Genomic DNA, 21,083 nt, shown 5'->3' on the forward strand with positions numbered 1-21,083 from the left:
AAAATATTAGTTATTTTAAAACAGTAGGTTAGGCAGTTATTTGTCGTTATTAAATGTTCTGACTTACATTACTCTCAAATCGATTCGCATTTTGCGACGCACTTAGGGGGATGAGCCTAGCAATTTGAATGGCTTTTCAAATGGCAAAAAAAAGTTACCGATTAAGGTAACTTTTAACGGTTTAGAAAAGACTATTAACTCTCAGCCCAGCTTTTCATTTTTCGATAAATAGTTGATGCGCTAATGCCTAAATAAGCAGCTGCTAGTGGAATATTACCGTCACATTGGTCAATGGCTGCTTCAATGGTATTTTTCTCTACTATCCAAAGCTGAACAATATTATGTGGTGAAGGTTGTTGGGTATTAACGCTATTGGTTGAGGTTCTGGCCGTGATATTAGTGGTTGTTTGACTCGGCTGAATACCATGGTTATTTGTAGGGTGGCTGTTGGTATGGCTGACGATTGAATGACCAAAATTACCTGGTAACATGCCCTGCTGTACAGTCTGACCATCATAGATCACCACTATATTTTCGATCACATTTTGCAATTCACGAATATTACCAGGCCAATCGTATTGCATAAAGGTATGCTTAACGTCAGCACTAAAGTCGGTAAACTGTTTGTTATTCTCAGCCGTTTTAGACTGCAAAATATGATTTGCTAGCAATAAAATATCATCGCCACGCTCACGTAATGGCGGCAACATAACCGGGATAACATTGAGTCGATAGTACAAGTCTTCCCGAAAACGCCCTTCACCGACTTCTTCTGCCGGATTACGGTTCGTTGCACAAACGATGCGGACATCACTTTGTTGCAGATCGTTACTGCCCACTTTACAAAATGTACCCGTTTGTAAAAAACGCAATAATTTTGCTTGCAAATTTAATTGCATTTCACAAATTTCATCTAAAAATAGCGTACCACCATTGGCGACTTCGACAGCACCTTTACGATCCGTTAATGCGCCACTGAATGCACCTTTAACATGACCAAAAAACTCTGACTCAAATAGCTCTGCAGGAATAGCCGCACAGTTAATGGCAATAAATGGACCTTGCTCGCGAGCACTGGCCTGATGCAAACCAAGAGCACACACTTCTTTACCTGTACCGCTTTCACCGGTTACAAACACACTGGCTTTACTGCGTGCAGCACTTTCTAATAAGCGAAATACGGTATGCATTGATAACGATTCACCAATAAAGTTCATTCGCTCGAGCGAGGTTGCTTCTGGCTCTACAGTAATGGTTTTTATGTCTTGATTTTGTTGCTTAACAGCATTACCTACTGATGTGGTTAGGCGTTCTGAAGTAAACGGTTTTTCAATAAAGTCATAGCCACCTAAGCGCATTGCATCAACGGCAACATCGATAGAACTGTTTGAAGTGATGATAATCACTTTGGCTGAGGTGTCTTGATTATTGACGTATTTCAATACTTCTAAACCACTAATGTCGGGTAAACAAACATCTTGCACTAATACAGCAGGCATTTTTTCTTTAATCGCCACGAGTGCAGAATAACCATCGACAAAATGTTGCGTATCAAAACCGGCCTTTTTCAATTGGCTGCAATATAACGCTCCACTAGAGAGGCTGTCTTCAACTACGTATACGAGCGGTTTATTGTGTTCATTCATTACCGACCTTCCCTACTCGACTAACGAGTGAATATGCACGTTAAATACATTGAGTGTTTCAACTAAAATAGCTATTAACTGCTGAGTTTGTGGGATAAACGCTTGGCCAATTTCTATTTGATATACCAGACAGGCACTTTTCGATAAACGTTCTGCTCCATATAATGCAGCAGTGTTCTTCAGGATGTGCGTCACGTTATTAATCTCTTGGTATTGTTGTTGCTCTACTGCCGTTTGCAGATTTAAATGCAATTGAATTAATTCTTGTTCAAATAAATTAAGCAAATGTTGATAAGTTTCAAAACCTAAATCGGACAATAAATTGTCTAAGGTACTTCGCTGCATGATTGGGCATGCTGTTATTGCTGTGAGTTCTAACATTGTTCACCTCATGGTGGTTTATATAACCACTGCGTTATAAGCATAATGAGCAAAAAGCATTAAAGTCGCGTTTTGGCTTGTCTTATAGGGTAAACGCAAGAGTTACGCCAAGATAAAGGAAACAATTTTACCGTTATTATTCAGTGAATTAATTAACCTCATATTATAAACAAAGGTTACTTAATTTACAGTCGCATATTGATTCGCATTTTGCAAATCAATATGCAGCTTCAGTATCTACAAAAATAGTTTGGTCATAAACGATAAACAAAATATGTTAACTCCATAGGCTGAGGGTTTTTTCTAATGTTTGTGGTTTACCCAATAAGTAGCCTTGGACGACATCGCACCCAAGCTGACTTAAAATTTGCAGCTGGCTTTCTGTCTCGACTCCTTCAGCGACAATATGTAATCCAAGTCGTTGCGCCATGGCGATAACGGCGCTGCATAAAGTAAAATCTTCATTATTGTCTGCAATGCCACTGACAAAACTTCGGTCTATTTTTAATCCATCAATATTGAATTTGCGCAATAAGCTCAATGAGGCGAACCCAGTACCAAAATCGTCTAGCCACACTTGTACATCTTCTTGTTTAAAGGCATTAAACACTTTACAAATGGTTTGCGGGTCGTGAATTAGCGCGGTTTCGGTTAATTCTAATTTAATTGCAGATGGTGGGATTTGGAGTTCAACAATAAGAGACATGAGCTGTTCATAAACATTAGTATGCAGTAACTGAACTGGGGATACATTCAATGATAAACAAATGTTTTGCATGCCCTGGTTACGCATGCGCTTTAAATCCAGCAATGCTTGTTGAAATATCCAACTTCCTAACTCTAAGATTTGTCCACTTTGCTCAGCACATGGAATAAAGTCACATGGTGAAATAACCCCAAATGTTGGCGAGTCACATCGAACCAAGGATTCAAAGCCGACGATTCTACCTGTTTGCACTGAAATAAGCGGTTGATACACCATGCTGAAACAATGTTGCTTTAATGCCTCATCGATAACGTCGGTAAGGTCATTCCAATTTGAGTTACTTGCATCTTCATTTATCACGGTTTGTTTTTGGGGATACATATCTGACTCCAAAACGATTAATTCCTATGTGGTAATTAATAGACAGCAAGAGTCGAGCCAATAAAATAATTAATAACCATCCGGTAAGTCACTGATAAATAATGCAATAATCACAATAAAATTAATTAAGTTTTTTTAGGTAGTAACTTGCCATTCTGTTTGCAAAATGCAATTCAAATTACAAAGCAAACAGATGACTACTGTAGGAATTTAGACAGGGTTTGTAAGAAGTGAACTTTGTTAATCGGTTTTGAAACATAATCGTCCATACCGGCATCCATAAAGCGTTTTTTATCCCCTTCCATAGCATTGGCGGTAAAAGCAATGATGGGCGTTTTTTTGCATAAAGAGTCTGCACGAATGAGTGTAGACGCGGTAATGCCATCCATTCTTGGCATATATATATCCATTAAAATAACGTCGTACTTTAGTTTTTTGGCCGCTTCAACGGCCTCTATTCCATCATTAACAATATCAATATTACATTGCAGTTTGTCGCACATCGCTTGCATCACTAGTTGATTAGTCTTGTCATCATCGGCGAGCAATATTTTGACATTTCTATCGCGAAGATTGAGATTACTAATTAATGTTGCTGAGTTATATTCAACCGGTTTAGCTAGGGTAAACGGTATACCAATAATGATTTCGGTACCGCTTTGTTCTTGGCTGTTTATGGTTAATGTCCCTTGCACTAACTTAACTAAATTATTACTGATTGCTAAGCCAAGCCCAGTACCTGAGCTGTGTTTTATTGCACTATTATCGACTTGAGTAAAGGGTTCTAAGATGTGATTCAACATTGTTTCAGGAATACCAATCCCTGTGTCGGTAATGGTAATCGTCACGTTCACTTGAGTATCTGAGACCACATCGTATGTCGCGGTTAAGTTTATACTTCCCACTTTGGTGAATTTGATCGCATTTGATAATAAATTCAGCACGAGTTGGCGTATGCGGCCTGGATCACCGAGCAAACTTAACTCTTGTTCAGGTAATGATAAACTAAGCGATAAACCACTCGCCTCAGCATTGGTATTCATTAAGCTGCAGGCAGATTGCAGTGTCGTCGTTAAATTAAAGGGTTCAGAGACTAAGGTTAACTTACCTGCTTCCATTTTGCTGACATCTAAAATGTCGTTCAATATTTGCAGTAGGCTATTAGATGAATCTTGCATTGTGGTTAAATAAAATTGTTGCTGCGAATTAAGCTCTTCATCGTCAACCAACACATCCAAAAGGCCAATAATACCATTTAATGGGGTTCTGACTTCGTGACTGACATTGGCTAAAAATTTTGATTTAACTACGTTAGCCGTTTCTGCTTTTTGGCGCGCTTCGATGAGTTGCAGTTCTTTGCGTTTCAACTCAGTTATATCGGTATGGAACCCAACAATACCGCCATCTCGCATTGGTCGTTCAACCATTTTAATCCAACGGCCGTCATTGAACTCAATAATCCGCTCAGGTTGCTGCTTACGTAGGTCATCTACATCTAGAAAATCAGGTTGTTTAACTAAACTGCGTACTGTGGAGTTTTTTCGTAATTCTTGATAACTAATGCCTTCGTGAACAATATCAGCCAGTTCAGGATAAAGCGAAATAAAATTTTGATTATACACCGCCACTTTTTGCTGATTATCAAAAATGATAAATCCATCAGCTAATGCTTCAATCGCATCACGAAAACGTCTTTCATTCCTAACTTGATTAACTGATAAAAGATGTAACATTTTACGTAAGTTAGCCGGTAATCGAAGCAAGAAATACATCAGCATGGCCAGGCAGCCACCAGCAAAAATGTATAGCGTATAATGCCACCAAGAGTCGTTAGTTGACTCATCCGGAGTTAAATGTTCAATAATATCAGCTTGAAAAATTACATGTTGATTGTCTGTTTGTACGGCAAGGAATAGGCTCGATGCCAGTACAATCAAACTGATTGAAAAAGCCACGGCTCTGCGGGTCCATAGTGGCGATGGTTTCGTGAGTAAGCTGATTAACCTTTGAGTAAATGAGCTTTGCTTGTCGGTTGCTATTTCGGCACTGCGTTGACGGATCAGGCTTTCAATTACTTTACCAAAATCTTGCAGATGCTGTTTGTCGCTATAACTAAATTGTCTTGGTTTAGTGTCGATAATGCACAAGGTGCCAATACGATGACCACCAGCAGTTTGCAAAGGAAATCCTGCATAAAAACGAATTTTAGGGCCATCTAAAACTAAGGGGTTATCAGCAAAGCGTTGGTCTTCTAAGGTATCTTCTACAACAAATACATCACTGGAATGAATAGCATGGCCACAAAAGGACTCTGCTCTACCTGTTTCGCAAGCTTCTAAGCCTTGTTTGGATTTGAACCATTGTCTATTTTTATCAACCAAACTGACCAAACAAATTGATACATTGAAGTAGGCTTGGACAAAACGAGTCATGTGATCAAATTGCTCTTCTGGAAACGTATCCAGCAAATTCAACTCAAGTAATGCCTTAAGTCTGTTTGCTTCATCAATTGTCGGCTGTGGTTGATCCATATTAGGTCCCTAGAATTATCAAACATCAATAACACTCTATATTACTATCAGTGCTATCGCTATATAGAGTTGATTTGTATGCACAAATCATTGAGGCAACCGTTATAAGCCATTTAATTGATCTAAGGTATATTGGAGTTTATCTAACTTACTCCGCTTAACACTATTGGTTGAATTCAAATAGCGTTGGAGTAACTCATACAAGCTGTCTCGATTGATGGGTTTTGCTAGATAATCATTCATTCCTGCTTGAATAAAACGCTTTTTATCACCATGAATAGCATTAGCCGTCACGGCTATAATCGGTGTTTGACTGAATATCTCTCGACCAGAACGAATTTTTTCTGTCGCGGTAATGCCATCCATAACAGGCATTTGAATATCCATAAGGATTAAGTCGGTTTTGTGTTCAGCTAAGTAGTTCAATGCTGCTTGTCCATTTTCAGCACAATGAACCTCACAACCCACTTGAACCAGTAATTGACTTAACACTGCCTGATTGTTGATGTTATCTTCAACGATTAATACATGCTTATCAGTAAATTGCAGTGCCAGCGATGGTGGAAATCCACTCTCACATGAATGAGTTAATTCTAGATTAACTAAAGGATCGTCTAATAACTCTAATGCCCAACTCAAATGTGATAATTTAAATGGACCATTAAGCTGAATTTCGTTTTGATTGTTATACACAAAACTACTCTCTTGGCCGAGTAAGTCTATAGAAAGAAAACACACTTTGGTTGATTTAATGTTATTGATGGCTTGCAAATAATCACGACAAGACTGCAATTGATTTGGGTCTGTTAACACAATAATATCGACATTATCTGCCAGCTGTTGTGGTAAATCAGTCGGGTTATTAAACGCACTATAAGTGAGACTGTAATGCTGCAACATATTGTAAACGGCTGGATTTAAGCTGTTATTTTGACCGACAACCCAACAATGGGAATATTTATTATTATTAATAATCTTGGCGGTTGAATCACAAATTTTAGGCTCAACAATTAGCGGTATTTCAACAATAAAACGACTGCCGACATCAATGCTAGACTCAACACGTATATCGCCGCTCATCGCTTCACAAATTTGTCGACAAATGGCTAGCCCTAAGCCACTACCACCATAAACACGAGTTGATGAAGTGTCTGATTGCATAAACGCTTCAAACATTTGTTCAATTTTATCTGCTTCAATACCGATCCCCGTATCTTGAACAATTATTTGCAAGGTGAGTTGGTCATCATTATTCATGTAATTAACCGATACCACGACCTCCCCTTGGAGGGTAAATTTAATGGCATTGGCCAATAAATTAATTAATATCTGCCTGATACGTGCCTTATCACCAATGATAGCTAGCGGCACGGTTGGCATAATATTTAAGATAACTGATAAGCCTTTTTCTAAAGCTGGGCCAGATACGATATCAATCGCTTCTTCAAGGCAACGATCAAGTTTAAAAGGTTCATTAACAATATTTATTTTACCGGCTTCAAAACGAGAATAGGTCAGGACATCATCTAAGATACTCAACAATGCATCACTACTGGTTCTGATCATGTCCGTAAAGCGTGTTTGCTCGCGGGTTAAGCCGCTTTCGAGCAGGATATCAGCAGAACCAATCACCGCATTCAGTGGTGTACGAATTTCATGGCTTATATTGGCCATAAAACGACTTTTAGCTTCGGATAATTGCTCTGCTTGATATTTAGCTTCTTGTAAAACCTTTAAAGCTGCTCGGTTTTCGCTAATGTCGGTTTGTACCGCAATAAAGTGACTAATGTTGCCAGTGCTATCAATAACCGGACTGGTATTAATGTTGACCCAATAAGATTCTCCATGACAATTATAATTAATAATGTCGGTTTGAAAGCTTCTACCATGACGCAATGCCTCTGACATTAAGGTGATAGTTTGAGGATCGCTGTCTTTACCTTGCAATAGATAACCCGGTTTTTTACCCAGAATATTTTTTAAGATATAACCGGTTCTTTCTTCGAAACTTTTATTCACCCACTCAATACATCCCTCGCGATTGGTTATCACCACTAAATTTTTGGTATGGCTGGCCACTAACGATAAACGCTTAACATAATTTTGTTGATGAAGTAGTTGTGCTTGTATGTCTTTATGCTGCTGAATTTCAAACAGCGAACCGATGTAACCACCGCTACCATCTTGCACTAACTTTAATTCAAACCAGTGATGCTGACCGTTGATTAACTTAAGCTGAACTTCAATAATGGTTGGGGCAGTGTTACGGATATCGGCTAATTTATGCAGACACACTTCAAGTAATGCCAGTTGCGTTGACGAACTGATTAACGTACACAAATTCATTTTCTCTAACGACTCACGCTCATAACCTAATCGCTTTTTCCAAGCGGGATTGGTATACGTTAACTCAAGTTTGTCATTACATTCAAAAATGCATTCATCTAAGAGTTCGAGTAATTTAGTTTGACGTTTTTGTGCATGAGAGAGTTTTTCAACAAGTGCATGTTGAATTTGAACCTGTAGCTCATCTTGACATTCATCAGCCATTTTTAGCCGCCTTTATTGGTTAGCTTAAGTCGTTCGAATGACACTATTGGGTATATTGTGGCAACACATCTTCGCTATAAACTGACGAAACAGACGGCTTATTAACGACATTGGATAATCAATTCCTACGGTGTCGTATTAGCGTTAAAGTATTTTTTAGTAGGTTGGTAATCGGTGACAATTGTTCAATAACGCTATGTAAAATGCCGTCCATAAAAAGTCGTCATATAGGTTCCAATCAATACCAACACTATATTTTAAAATGCCGTCATCCCCTCAATTGTATATAAAGTAGAACAAAGCTTTTATTGTGGCTGCCATTGAACTAAAAATTTCTCTAATGCCAACTTAGTGACTGGTTTCTCTAAATAGTGGGTAATGCCTTTGCTAAACAGATGCTGGATTTCATCGGGTTCTGTGAGTCCGGTTAACGCCACTTTAGGGGTTAATCGATTAATGGCGTCATCGCTAACCAGTCTTTGAGCTACATCACTGCCGTACAACCCTGGCATACGCTCATCGAGCAGAATTAAATCAAAAGGTTGTTGTTGTGCTAGTGCTAGGGCTGAATTGCCGTCATTAGCCGACACCACTTTACAGCCGAGCTTTTCAAGCATGGCTTGGGTAGCAACTTGACTAGGAATACTGTCGTCGGCAACGAGTATAGATAATGGTTCTGGTGAAGCTTGCTTGTTAATCATGTTAATAATATCCGTATCATAAAATGGCCAAAACAAAGTTGAGGTTGGGCTAACATCGGTATCTGGAGCATTGACAATGTTACATAATGTCAGCTTGATAACGTCATTGTTATTATCAATATCATTGGTGGTTTTAGACTCCTCGTCAATTAAATCTACACTCAACGCAGACTTCATTTTCAAATGAGTAAAATTAACCAACGAAAATTTAATATACGGCGCTAAGACAGCATTAATCTTGTTCGATCCACTCCGTAATTCGATGAATTGATGAGGAATCGACACTGGCTGAGAAAAAAAGGCTTTCTCTGGTGTGGTGCAGATAGCGGCAATGTCGGTGTTTGTATCAGCATAAATGGCAAGCTCTAAATGCTTACTTTTAGCTGCAACGATCAGCACAATTTTTTCATCCGCGACTTGTAGCACTTGTTTTATCAGTTCACTCAATTGCTGATGCATTAACGTCGGATCGGACTGATATACCGCACTGTAATAGCCTGTTTTATTGATTAAACAAGGTTGAATAGTTTTCCCATGCTCGGCTAATTCTTTAGCGAGCACACATTGAATGAATTCAAGTAATTCAATTTTAATACTCATAACGAACTGCCTCTTTGCTCTCTACCGACAACGAAGAAGCAGCAATTTGTACGCCACTCATACAGAGACAATCTAACACATTGTTATTAGGCAATAATTTCCAACATCAACCAACATTGGAGAGTCTATGGGTATTTAGTTTGCATGTTGAGACGCAATTTGAATTGCATTATGCAAATCAAATTGCAAAGCGGGCATTATCCACCAAAGCAAAAGAGATAAAATAAGGGACACAAATGGCAATATCTGTCCCAGAATACTCAACAATGCTAGCAAATGACGTTAGCTAGGTGAAAACAAGTCTTGGCCGAGACTGATTTTCTATAGATAAACATTAAAGCAAAGGCCACATTAATCGCCCTTTGTTTGTAACATTGGAAATGACACCATTCTCAAACTAACTCATACAAGCTACTAACTTACATCGTTACCCCATAGAGATAGGTGCCTACTGTTCACCTTGTTGCTTATCAAACGCTAGCCCTAAAGGTTCAAAATATTCCATCATGGCTTGATATATTTCACGGCAGTGTTGTGCATCGGGATAAGCGCCATGTTTAGCAAGTGGCGAGTCGATAGTACTGTTAACTAGGTACGGATTGGATATATTGGCATAATCCTGTGAATACATTTCAATGCAAGATTCAAAGGCGCGCGCCATCATTTCGGTCGGTTTAGCAAAGTAATGGCAGCGTTGCTGTTTATCGAGTGCGATGGAGCGACGCACATAGTCGTGTGGCTCTTGACCGTTGGCGCTCAGCAAGGTCACTTTAAATAAGCTAGAGAGTTTCTTATTCAACGGATGAGCGATTATGGATTTATCGGCCAGCCAATTGTCGCTGGCACAAGCAAATAAATTGGCGCGACTTAAGTTAGCCCGAGTTGTAGTGGTAGTTTGCTCTGATATTACAAGCGACGACAAATACGGGTCTAATATACTGTCGTCGATAAACATTTTATCGGCGATATAGTGATCGAATGCATGCCAAAATTCATGAGCTAACGACCCTGCTCCGGCATTTTTGGCTAGTGCCAGTTCCCGGTATGCTGGCGCATAATGAGCTTGCACACCTTTTTGGCCGCCATGGCCAAAGGCAAAGCGTAAGCTACCGCGTAAACCAATCAACTCTGGCGGTACCGCTAATATGTTGGCTAAGTCGGCTAGTGAGTCAAATATCAAATTAGCCGCAAGTGCCGACTCCTCACGGTTAACCCATTTTCCAACACGGATATGCTGCAAACCAAAAGTGTGTTTAATGTCGAGAAAACTGACCGAATCGCCATTTCGATAGTCGGGCCCGATACGTTCAAAATGACGTTGATGATTTAATAATGAATGATGTGAAGCCAAACATACCTCTATTGTCACTAAAGCGATTGCCAAAAATGTTTACACAAAAACCAATGCTGAACCTAGTGGTTAATTATGCCATGTTTAACGCCATACACTGTCCTATAAAAATAAAGTGATAGTAAAAAACACCGCTAACGTAGGCTAATGCCACCAGCACACCACTAGAATAACTATTCGTGATTATGCAAAAATAAAAGTATTACCCTCGGTAAATTTTTAACCTTCACTCACTTTAATGCATATTTACTCAAAATAAGTCTGCGCAGGTTACATAAAAGCGACCTATAAAACACCGAGCGTATTTTACTCTGCCATTAAGTTGTCTATTACAATACTCACTAAGTGACCTATTACGTCCACCAGCATTTTATGGATCGTCTAGATTACGATTCTGTATTATGAATCTACATTACGGCTATTGATTACGGCTCTTCATCACGACCCTTTATTGCTTCTCTTCAATACGACTCATCATTACTTCCCTTTATTACAGGATGCGCCTAAAGCGTAAACAACAGTATTGGGGGTCAGTTAAGTATCACTAATTGAATTCCTATTTAAGCTTGTTAGCAGTACGATGGTTTACGATTGATTTTTCATGGAGGATTTATGATTTATACCACGACTGAAACCATTCCTGGTCGGGACATTATCGAGATTGTCGGTGTTGTAACCGGTAATGTGGTTCAATCTAAACATATTGGTCGAGACATTATGGCCGGCTTAAAAAGCATTGTGGGTGGCGAAATCCGCGGTTACACCGAAATGTTATCTGATGCCAGAGATGTCGCAGTTGAGCGTTTAGTTGCCAGTGCGGCACAAAAAGGGGCTGATGCGATTGTGGGGATCCGCTTTACGACAAGTGCCATTATGGATGGCTCGTCTGAAATTATGGCTTTTGGTACTGCGGTTAAATTAGGGCCAAGCAGATAAATACGCCTGAAACTAAACGGGTATTAATAGTATTTGCGTACAACAAATGCTTAAGTCGATTTTTATATCCTTGATGTTAGGCGAGTTTATCGCCGAAATTCTTCTATTGATCAAACATAACTAGTATGACCAAACACAACTAGTATGACCAAACATAACGAATAGGTGATTTTATGATTAAAAATATTTCTTTAGCCGTTGCCGTCTTGTTGGCTTCTACTCATGCTTATGCGGTAGAAAGCCTTATCACTGTTGAAAGCCATTACTCGGCCAAAGAAACGGCAGATAGGTTTGAGTCGATCATAAAAGACAAAGGTTTTACGGTTTTTTCCAGGATTGATCATCAAAAAAATGCCGCCGGTGTGAACTTAACTCTGAGACCAACTGAAGTGATTATTTTCGGTAACCCTAACATCGGTACTCAATTAATGCAGTGTAACCAACTTGTCGCGATTGACTTGCCACAAAAGGTATTGATTAGCGAGGATGCTGATAACAAGGTTTGGCTGTCGTATAACAATCCGCAGTACATTAAACAGCGTCATAGTATTGCAGGCTGCGATAAGGTTATTAATAAAATCTCTGGTGTCCTCAATACATTAAGCCTTGCTGCAACGTCTAAGTAGTTATTTCGCAGCTAGTCGTTTGAGATAGTCGTTTGGCCTAGTCGTTTGAGCAAGGCTATTGGCGCGAACATTTTGAACGAGTAAATTGAACGAGTAAATTGAGTGATCATTTATAGCCACCAGCTTATTAATTCGGAGCGAGTATACGAGGAATAAGCAAAGCATGACGATGATCACTCAGCCATTGTGTGTTATCGAATGACGATTCTTATCGCAACACAGAGTAAACAAATCGAATCACATCAGCAGTGGCACAACTACAAGATGATATTTATCAATATTTTATATCTATCTTTTTCACAAGAATTTACACAAGAATTTTTCAATAAAACTTACCAGAAAAGTTATATAAAACAATCGATTTAGAGGTTTTTAATGAATAGTGAAGTGGTATTAATCACCGGTGCGAATAGAGGTATTGGTTTAGCGTTAACAGAGCAATATCTTGTCAACGGTTGCAGCGTCATAGCAAGCTGTAGAGATGGCGCAACAGCGACTGAGCTTTTGTTGTTGAAGGCTAAGTTTGCTGACAAATTATTGATTGAGTCACTGGATATCACGAGCTCTGAATCAATCCAGCGCTTAGCGAATAATCTCAGTCAGCAAAATATTAGTCTCGATTTAATCGTTAATAATGCGGGCTTTTTAGATGGAGATAATCACAGTATTCATGCTATTGATTATGCTGACGCTGAAATGTGTTTTAAAGTGAACGCGCTCGGGCCATTATTTTTAACACACTGCTTATTAGAACTATTGAATAAAAATCGTTTATGCAAAATAGCGATTATCTCTTCTTCTAAGGGATCACTATCACAAGTACAAGGTGTCGACTGGTATGGTTACCGAATGTCTAAAGCCGCAGCCAATATGTTAACTGTGAATTTATCGACTGAACTGGTTAATGATAACGTCGCGGTGGTATCGGTTCATCCTGGTTGGGTGCAAACGGATATGGGCGGCAGCTCTGCAAAGGTAAAGGTTAATGATTCCGCCCTTGGGATTATAAAAGTGATCAACAATTTATCGATTCACAATACCGGTCAGTTTTATGATGTTAACGGTGAGCAACTGCCGTTCTAATCAGCGTATCAATCCGTACAACAAACTACCGACCGCTTTATTGGTAATTCATTGGTCAGATTTGGGCTACTGTTAGTGCGTGAAGATGGTGAATATGATGTTTTTTTATTAAGCAATTAGCCAACAAATTGACCGATATACTATTAAATACTAGATAATGTGGAATGATGTTTGTGCGTGGCTTGCCTTAAAGATTGAAATAGGTAAGATGTTGTTTTAATGTCTTTATCGTTGATATTATTATGATGTCTGAGTGTTAACCCACACAGTGTGGCAACATCGATTAAGTCGACAGTTAATCAAATTAAAATTGATACAATTAAGATGAGTTTTATCTTTTCCTGCCGCATAGCGGCTAAGCTCAACAAACACTTAATGTTGATTTGCAACGCGCTGCATTGGTAATGTTTTTAGTCATTACCATGCAAGGTAGAATCCTAAGTTCGTTACGGCATAGCTTAAGCGAGCGTTATATTAATTGAGGTTGCTACAATGGAAACAAAGCCAATAATTTATGACAGATTTACTTGTAATAAATGTTTTGATAAAAGCAGCCTTGATTTTGATTTCACCATGGCTTTTCAGCCAATTATTAACTGTAAGACCAATAGCATATTTGGCTATGAAGCATTGGTACGTGGTTTACAGAATGAATCGGCCTTTTCGATCATTTCTCAAGTTAATGATGATAATCGTTACCTCTTTGATCAACTTTGCCGCGTTAAAGCCATCGCACTGGCGGCGAAACTAAAGCTAGATTCAATGCTTAGCATTAACTTTCTCCCAAATGCCATTTATAAACCTGAGCGCTGTATTCGCACAACCTTAGAAGCCGCTAAAGAGTATAACTTCCCAACCAACAGAATCATGTTTGAATTTACAGAAAATGAGAACATTAGTGATACTGCATTTGTTAAGAGTATCGTTGAGTATTATAAGCAATCAGGATTTATCACCGCACTAGACGATTTTGGTTCTGGCTATGCCGGTTTGGGACTGTTGGCTGATTTTCAAACCAACATTATCAAATTTGATATGAAGCTTGTTCGTAATATCGACCAAGATAAAACCCGACAAGCTATTATAAAAAACTGCTTAAACTTGTTTGCTGAACTTAACATTACCTCTTTGGCTGAAGGCGTAGAGACAATAGAAGAAATGCAATGGTTACGCGATTGTGGCATTGAGCTGATGCAGGGTTATTTATTTGCTAAACCTGGTTTTGAATCCCTACCGCTAGTTGATTTTGACGAGATATACCGCAGCGAAAGTCAGATTAAGACTCAACCTACTCTGAGCTTAAATGACGGTGCGGGTATATAAGCTTAAGGTCGAGACTCATCATTACCTCAATGCACATTATTATTTATGCCATTGAGTGTATTCCACACGAGTATGGCGCAAGTGTTCAAAGGCAATAGGGTTAGATGTTTCGTGCATAGGTTGAATGGCTTGTGGTATTTCTTAGTTAACAGTCTGTGACATGACCGGCATCGAAATAGCGGTAAAGATTATCGCAACTATGGTTAATCTTATTTTCATGCTGCTGCCCAATATTTATTGAGCCTAAATATTTCTACACTGCGTCATTAATGCGCCTATGCTATAGGCGTAATACTCTTTGCAACAACAAAAACGCACTATCACCATGGTTTAATGGTTAAAAAGCAGTTCGTACATCTGTGCCTAAGCTAAAATTTAGACGATAAAGCGTGCCTCTTTTTTGCAAAAATCAGAGAGATCACAGACCGTTTTCATTTGTATTTGAGGGGCACATTGTCAACTTTCAGTTTGCTTTGCATGATAATGTTTATTGTCACCATGATAACCAGCAAATAATTTGTTAATTATGTTGAAAAAATTTTGGAAATTAATTGTTAAACCCTCTATTGATAACGTTTTATTATCAAAATGATAAATTTTAATAATTTATTGTTTAGCCTTGTTCACTGTATATTACGTCTATCGAACATCATTCATACGCACGCCTTATAGTGTAATTTATCCGATTGTTTATTCGGTTGTTTATTCGGTTGTTTATTCGTTTGTTTATTCGTTTGTTTATTCGGGAATGGGCACGTTCACTTATGCGTTTAAAATATGTCGCCTAAAGAGAGAGTTATGAAATTTTTACACACTATGTTGAGAGTCATTGACCTAGAAAAATCAATTGAGTTTTATACCCATGTGCTAGGCATGAAAGTGCTAGAAAGAACCGAAAACAAAGACTATCGCTACAGCTTAGTTTTTGTGGGTTATGGCACTCAAGCAGACAGCACCACGATTGAATTAACCTATAACTGGGACACCAATGAGTATGACCATGGTAATGCTTTTGGTCATATTGCGCTGGGTGTAGAGGATATTTATAGTGCCTGTAATGACATTAAAGCACGCGGTGGCAACGTCACCCGTGAACCAGGACCGGTAAAAGGTGGCTCAACCCACATCGCCTTTATCGTCGATCCTGATGGATACCAAATTGAGCTCATCCAAATTAGCAAGTAAAGAGGAATACAGAATGAACAATGCACTATTTCAACCAATACAGCTCGGTAAACTCTCTTTAAACAATCGTATTGTGATGCCACCAATGACGCGCTCGCGCTCAACCCAACCGGGTAATGTGGCTAATGAGATGATGGCTGAATATTATGCTCAGCGAGCATCCGCGGGTCTTATTATTACAGAAGGCACCCAAATATCGGTCATGGGCCAAGGCTACGCATGGACGCCAGGTATTTATTCTGCAGAACAAATTGCCGGATGGCAGAAGGTCACCAAAGCGGTTCATGCACAAAATGGCACTATCTTCGCTCAGCTTTGGCACGTTGGTCGAGTGTCTCACCCTGATAATATCGGTGGTCAACAGCCTATTTCGTCTTCTGCACTAAAAGCCCAAAATGTAAAAGTGTTTGTGGATAATGGTACCGACGAACCCGGTTTTGTTGACGTGGTAGTGGCTCGTGAAATGTCTAAAGCTGACATTGAACATGTGATTGGCGAATATCGTCAAGCAGCGTTAAATGCGATAGAAGCCGGTTTTGATGGCATAGAACTGCATGCTGCTAACGGTTATTTAATTAACCAGTTTATCGATTCTGAAGCGAATAATCGTATCGACGAATATGGTGGTAGTATCGAAAACCGCCTGCGCTTCCTGGGTGAAGTGGTTGGTGCAATGACGCAAGCCATTGGCGCTGATCGTGTTGGTGTTCGTCTTGCGCCATTCACATCGCTAAATGGTACTGTTGATGCAACGCCGATAGACACCTACATTGCCGCGGCAGCATTACTTAATAGCCTCAATGTGGTCTATATCCATGTGGCTGAAGTTGATTGGGATGATGCCCCAGAGACACCAACAGTATTTAAAGATACGGTTCGCGACGTTTATAAAGGTGTGCTTATTTATGCGGGACGTTACAACGGCGAAAATGGATCTCAGGCCATTGATGCTGGTGTAGCGGATATGATTGGTTTTGGCCGACCATTTGTCTCCAATCCAGATCTGGTAAACCGTATTAAGCATAACTATCCATTAGCCTCTCACAACCCAGAGACATTATTTGGTGGTGGTGAACGCGGATATACTGATTACCCCGAATACAGCCCAAGCTAATAGTAATCACACTGTCGAGTTGAGTTAATATGTGAGCGATTCTGACGTAAGGTAGGATCGCTTTATACGTATACATCATCTATTTATCACGACATATCTTTTGGTTTTCTCGTATCATTGCGACTTGCCAAGAGCCTTGCCCCTTTTCCCATCCCTCAGCTGGAAAAACGTTTAATGAAAACCGATGAGTTGCGCGGCAAAATATCCTTATTACTGGCCACAATGCTTGCGGCTGTGGGATGGATATCCTCCAAACTTGTTATTTTAGAGATGCCTGGAGAGGTGTTTATTGCTGCTCGCTTCTTAATCGCGAGTCTGATTTTATTGCCATTTTGTTATCAGCAGATTTTTGTTCTACGCCTGAAACAAATTGCCGCGCTTGGTGGCGTTGGCATGGTATTAGCCGCTTCGATTGAAGTATGGGTTCACGCGATTACCATCTCTAGTACTTTGTCTGAAGGTGCTTTTATCATGAGCCTGGCGATGATTATAGCCCCGTTTATTTCTTGGCTATTATTCAAAGTTAAACCCAACCGCATGTTTTGGATATCACTGCCTATTACTTGTATAGGCATTATGTTATTGACCATCACAACTGGCTGGGAAGTTGATAACAGCCAGTGGTTTTTCTTATTATCATCGGCACTGCTGTCATTGCATTTCGTATTGAATAAGCGGGTCTTGACCAATATAAAACCGTTAACATCCATCTGTGTACAATTATTCATGGTGGGCATTGTGGGTTGCGTGGTTATGGCTGCGGTTTCACCTGAACATTTTGAGATAAATGGTCATGTGCTATTTTGGTTTGCGGTATCAACGGTTATCGCAACCAGTGTGCGTTATTTACTTCAAACTGTCGGTCAATTTAGCGTTAAAATTGAAACCGCTTCGCTGATCATGATTTTAGAACCCATTTGGACATTAATATTGTCTATCAGCTTTCTTGATGAGGTAGTTGAAATGCAAAAGCTTATTGGTGGCGGGGTTATTTTATTGTCACTGTTTATTTACATCAAATATTCTAAAAAATAGTGCGTAAAAAGCTTTATTTACAATATCTATAACATCTACAACATCTGCAACATCTGCAACATCTGCAACATCTACAACGCTGAGTATATCGATGTAGTAATAACCTATTTTTCGGTTTGTTAACCACGGCGTTGTATTCGCTACGCAAATGCATAGGGTGGGAGGGACACAACGCCTTATACACTGAGGTGTAACTCAATTGCTGAGACTAAGCTGAGATGAGTCTATAAACGCTACTGAAAGGTCATGATGACGAGTAATCGACACATGCAAAGACTTTGTATTGATGTAATTGATGCAAAAACACAGTGAAGTTAATGATTAATCCCAGTGTTGAACTGAGATTAATCATGCCGTGCGGACTAAACATGTGGAGCGATAGAGAGCGATTTCAGATGAATTAGCTAAAGTTTTCGTGGTAAGCAATCATAAAGTCTTCTCTTATTAACTGCTCTAAATGTATGGCGCGTTCGGTGGGGCAAAAAATCATGATATGCACATTTTGCTCGCCGTTGATGCCGCTGGTGATATGAATATGCGGTTCGCTGCCAGGTAAATCGACACCAGCATGTTTTTCTATCACACCGTTGTAACGCTTAGCCACTTCGATAAAGTCTTCACAGTGCTGTTCTATTTGGCGGGTTAACGCCGGAAACAGTGTATAGAGATTAACAAACTGGACCACGGTAATGGTTATGTTGTGGTAAACATAACGTTTCATAAAGTTGAGGTTTTTCACCGCATAGGTAAAAAACATACTGTTAGGCAATGTCGCAGTTTTACCGGTGTAATGATATTGACCTTGATCAAGGTCGATCTCTTGGATAACGGTGGCCATTAAGTTATGTTCAATCACTTCGCCATATATTTTCCCTACTTCAATCCAATCACCAATCACAAATGAACGTGAACTCGCGCGTTGTATTGAGCCGGTAAAGCAAAGAATGATTTCTTTTGATGCTATCACTATGGCAATGGCAATGGCGGTAACAGACAGTGCAAACTTGCTAACTTCGGATTGCCAAAGCATGAACAAAATAACCAGTATTAAAATGAAGGTGCCATTTTTAGTGCGTGACATCCATTTGCGTTGCACATCAGAAAGAAAAGCGACGTCGCCACGAATACTTGAAATGATAAAACGTTTTATCACTGAGATAAGCATTATTATTAACACCGTTAATAATAATTTGTGTTCGAGAAAAAAATCGACGATCAAAGCTATATTATCTATCAAACTTGTTACCTACGTTGTTTTTGTTCCCACACTCATGGTGCTGAATTACGGACATTCCGGCCGTCACTCTATTGGCAATAGCAGCAGAAGACAAGGTAATTAGGCCATAACAGTATGAGGTCTAACCTGGTGCAGCAGTAAACACTTAGTCAACTTCGGTAAATTTTCCTCTTCATAAACACGAAAAAACCATTAATGTAACTGACATTAATGGTTTTTTCGTATCGAGATTCGCAATATTGAAGTGAATATTGAAGTGAATATTTTAGCTGGTGATCATTTTAGTTAGTTTGGTAGTAAATAACGGTTGGTGTTATCGCTATAACATCATCATATCGATACCCCAAAGCATTTGGCTGCCCTTTTACCGGCTTAACATCTGAGTTGTCGCTTAGCTTAACTCCCCAATGATTATTACTGATACCATCGAAAATAATATTTATTACGCCGTCACTTTCTTTAACCATCGCGGCAATGTGGTGCTTGGCCATAATGTCTCTTACCTTAGCTGAGCGTGATGAGCACAAATCACACGCTTCTATATTGGTGACATTTTTAAAATATGTGGCATCGGCTGAAGGTACAAACCCAGCTACCGCTGACGGTTGATATTGAATAATACCTGCGGGGGTGAAAAATGCGTTATTGACTCTAAATACATTATCATCTGAGCGCTGAACAATAGTGATATCGACGTTGTCCTTAAAAAAACGACTGATTACGTCTTGCTCTATCAGCAATATGTTGATGGCCTTAACCCTTTGGTCTCGACATGATTTTTCATTGCACAGCACTCTATTGGGCAAACTGGTGACAAATTGGGGATCGGCTTTAAATATCGCGTGACTCATTACACCTAAATTGAAGTTAGCAAAATCATTTTTATCCTCTGCAGAGGTAAATTTTGTTGGATGCACATCAAGCACCCCATACGGTGAGGCTAACCCAGGCAATATTTCTGCAATGCCATTTTTGGGTAATAAACCCCGTAAATGATTAATTGTTGCACGGTACTCTTTATCGGAGTCTGCGGTGAGGAAGTTAGGCAAGTTGTTTGCGCTGGCAACTGTCGGCACGAGCAATGGACATAACAAAAATAGATAAGTGGCTCTCATGGGTGAGTAACATCCTTTTAATGTCATTGTTAACGTCATTGATGTTTAAGTAAAACACATCGTTGTTGTCATAATGTTATAAAAACACGCAAAGTTAAAGCCGTGTCTAATCAAATTGTGAGCTTATCTTATGGATAAATTAGCATTTTTTGTCCAGCTTACTTCGCTGTACGTTGTCATTATTAGCATTCTTTAATCAATGATACCTGCTCTGTATTCGGCAAACGGATGACAAGTTCACTCATAATAAGCAGAACCAGTTATTAGCCGTTTAACCGTGACGTTATCCTGTGGCGGAGATGGCTAGTGATAAGTATCCAACGAGCATTCGCTCCGCACACAACTAGATTGAACAAGATTTAACTCGCCAACATCAGCAAGTCTATAAATAATAACGTCAATAAAATGGTGATCTGCGACAATTTGTCCGATTTCATTTTTGTTAACTTGATCAACATCATGTATTCGACGATATAGCCCTACATATGCTAAGGAAATATCTTACAAGTTGATTTACATCAAAGACCATTTTTGGCTGAGTTTTAATATTGATACCGATGGATTGCAACTAATTATTAGCCA

The 21,083-nt window shown here is 39.4% G+C and carries 16 protein-coding genes; 7 read left to right on the top strand and 9 right to left on the bottom strand.

Annotated features, from left to right (window positions below; genetic code table 11):
* Positions 1–194: 194 nt before the first annotated feature.
* The 7 genes from AAEY94_RS09040 to AAEY94_RS09070 all read right to left on the bottom strand — a co-directional run bounded on the left by AAEY94_RS09040 (position 195) and on the right by AAEY94_RS09070 (position 10,847).
* Positions 195–1,646, bottom strand: coding sequence for a sigma-54-dependent transcriptional regulator (locus AAEY94_RS09040; RefSeq protein ID WP_101087116.1), 1,452 nt, complete (start codon positions 1,644–1,646; stop codon positions 195–197).
* Between the two features lie 12 nt (positions 1,647–1,658).
* A complete protein-coding gene (locus AAEY94_RS09045) occupies positions 1,659–2,027 on the bottom strand; it encodes an Hpt domain-containing protein (protein WP_101087115.1) in 369 nt (122 codons plus the stop codon).
* A 277-nt stretch (positions 2,028–2,304) separates the two neighbouring features.
* Positions 2,305–3,114, bottom strand: coding sequence for a putative bifunctional diguanylate cyclase/phosphodiesterase (locus tag AAEY94_RS09050; protein ID WP_350978501.1), 810 nt, complete (start codon positions 3,112–3,114; stop codon positions 2,305–2,307).
* A gap of 197 nt (positions 3,115–3,311) precedes the next feature.
* Positions 3,312–5,645 carry an ATP-binding protein gene (locus AAEY94_RS09055; RefSeq protein ID WP_350978502.1) on the bottom strand — a complete coding sequence of 778 codons (2,334 nt, stop codon included), beginning with the start codon at positions 5,643–5,645 and terminating at the stop codon, positions 3,312–3,314.
* 102 nt (positions 5,646–5,747) lie between these two features.
* Positions 5,748–8,195, bottom strand: coding sequence for a hybrid sensor histidine kinase/response regulator (locus AAEY94_RS09060; protein WP_350978504.1), 2,448 nt, complete (start codon positions 8,193–8,195; stop codon positions 5,748–5,750).
* Positions 8,196–8,500: 305 nt separating this feature from the next.
* Positions 8,501–9,496 carry a response regulator gene (locus tag AAEY94_RS09065; RefSeq protein WP_350978505.1) on the bottom strand — a complete coding sequence of 332 codons (996 nt, stop codon included), beginning with the start codon at positions 9,494–9,496 and terminating at the stop codon, positions 8,501–8,503.
* Positions 9,497–9,944: 448 nt separating this feature from the next.
* Entirely contained in the window at positions 9,945–10,847 is a 903-nt protein-coding gene (locus AAEY94_RS09070) for a CLCA_X family protein (protein ID WP_350978507.1), read from the bottom strand.
* A gap of 612 nt (positions 10,848–11,459) precedes the next feature.
* Between AAEY94_RS09070 and AAEY94_RS09075 the strand changes: the two genes are divergently transcribed.
* The 7 genes from AAEY94_RS09075 to AAEY94_RS09105 all read left to right on the top strand — a co-directional run bounded on the left by AAEY94_RS09075 (position 11,460) and on the right by AAEY94_RS09105 (position 18,149).
* Positions 11,460–11,783 (top strand): heavy metal-binding domain-containing protein, encoded by a 324-nt coding sequence (locus tag AAEY94_RS09075; RefSeq protein ID WP_101087111.1) that lies wholly within the window; start codon positions 11,460–11,462, stop codon positions 11,781–11,783.
* Positions 11,784–11,956: 173 nt separating this feature from the next.
* The gene (locus AAEY94_RS09080; RefSeq protein WP_350978509.1) at positions 11,957–12,409 is read left to right on the top strand and encodes a DUF302 domain-containing protein; all 453 of its coding nucleotides are present in this window, start codon (positions 11,957–11,959) and stop codon (positions 12,407–12,409) included.
* Between the two features lie 375 nt (positions 12,410–12,784).
* Positions 12,785–13,492, top strand: a complete 708-nt coding sequence (locus AAEY94_RS09085) for an SDR family oxidoreductase (protein ID WP_350978511.1) — start codon at positions 12,785–12,787, stop codon at positions 13,490–13,492.
* A 492-nt stretch (positions 13,493–13,984) separates the two neighbouring features.
* On the top strand, positions 13,985–14,815 hold the full coding sequence (locus AAEY94_RS09090) for an EAL domain-containing protein (protein ID WP_101087108.1): 831 nt from the start codon (positions 13,985–13,987) through the stop codon (positions 14,813–14,815).
* Positions 14,816–15,613: 798 nt separating this feature from the next.
* Entirely contained in the window at positions 15,614–16,000 is a 387-nt protein-coding gene (gene gloA / locus AAEY94_RS09095) for a lactoylglutathione lyase (RefSeq protein WP_350978513.1), read from the top strand.
* 13 nt (positions 16,001–16,013) lie between these two features.
* Complete coding sequence (locus tag AAEY94_RS09100; protein ID WP_350978515.1) at positions 16,014–17,114, top strand: alkene reductase; 1,101 nt, start codon at positions 16,014–16,016, stop codon at positions 17,112–17,114.
* A 174-nt stretch (positions 17,115–17,288) separates the two neighbouring features.
* Positions 17,289–18,149 carry a DMT family transporter gene (locus AAEY94_RS09105; protein WP_350978516.1) on the top strand — a complete coding sequence of 287 codons (861 nt, stop codon included), beginning with the start codon at positions 17,289–17,291 and terminating at the stop codon, positions 18,147–18,149.
* Positions 18,150–18,549: 400 nt separating this feature from the next.
* Here AAEY94_RS09105 and AAEY94_RS09110 read toward each other — a convergent pair whose 3' ends face one another.
* Both AAEY94_RS09110 and AAEY94_RS09115 read right to left on the bottom strand, forming a co-directional pair.
* Positions 18,550–19,314, bottom strand: coding sequence for a mechanosensitive ion channel domain-containing protein (locus AAEY94_RS09110; protein ID WP_392341515.1), 765 nt, complete (start codon positions 19,312–19,314; stop codon positions 18,550–18,552).
* A 353-nt stretch (positions 19,315–19,667) separates the two neighbouring features.
* Entirely contained in the window at positions 19,668–20,501 is an 834-nt protein-coding gene (locus AAEY94_RS09115; RefSeq protein ID WP_350978517.1) for a hypothetical protein, read from the bottom strand.
* Positions 20,502–21,083 lie beyond the last annotated feature (582 nt).

It is taken from the genome of Shewanella sp. AC34-MNA-CIBAN-0136 (assembly GCF_040309945.1).
In the GTDB taxonomy this organism is placed as follows: Bacteria; Pseudomonadota; Gammaproteobacteria; order Enterobacterales; family Shewanellaceae; genus Shewanella.